At 42.3% G+C, this 582-nt stretch carries 1 protein-coding gene; it reads right to left on the bottom strand.

The features are described from left to right. Window positions 1–166: 166 nt before the first annotated feature. Window positions 167–582, bottom strand: a 416-nt coding sequence (locus JQ843_RS05335; RefSeq protein WP_203213080.1) for a GHKL domain-containing protein, incomplete at its 5' end; no start/stop codon positions are given.

The following is a 582-nucleotide window of genomic DNA, read 5'->3' as shown; positions in this document are numbered from 1 at the left end:
AATAAATAGAGCTGATAATGGTCAAAATACTGAGAATACTTTTCAACGTCCCCATAGTTTTTGGCAATATCAATTTCCAATCTTAAATTGCGAGTGCGACCAATATCTAGTAAAGTCTGCTCTATCCGTCCTTGCTGGACTCTATCGTCTTCCAAAACTAAAATTCTCATTCCTCTCCCCCTCGTTTCTCATCCTTAAATGGCAATTCTAAATCTTGTCTAAAAGTCGTCTCTCCTAGCTGGGTGTCTAAGTTTAAATCATAATGAAAAACCATATCCTCCAAGGTTGCTAAGCCCAGTCCACTGTGGTTTCCCTTGGTAGAGTATCCCTTTTGGCTGAGAATGATGGGATTCAGTTCTTCTTTCTTACGAGTGTTTTCAATGATAAAACGAACACTCCTATCACCTGCCAACAAAGCAACCCGAATCTGCGGATTTTCCGCCTCACTAGCTGCCTCTAAGGCATTTGTCGTGAGGATAGAGAGGATACGGATAGCCTCCAACATCGGTAATGCCAGCTCTTCGACAACCCCCACCGTCTCCAAACTAAAATGAATTCCCTGATTATCTGCCACAATCATGG

The organism is Streptococcus mitis (genome assembly GCF_905187495.1).
Taxonomy (GTDB): Bacteria; Bacillota; Bacilli; order Lactobacillales; family Streptococcaceae; genus Streptococcus; species Streptococcus mitis_CU.
Note: the sequence above shows the minus strand (reverse complement) of the source record. Positions and strands in the feature narration are given on the sequence as shown.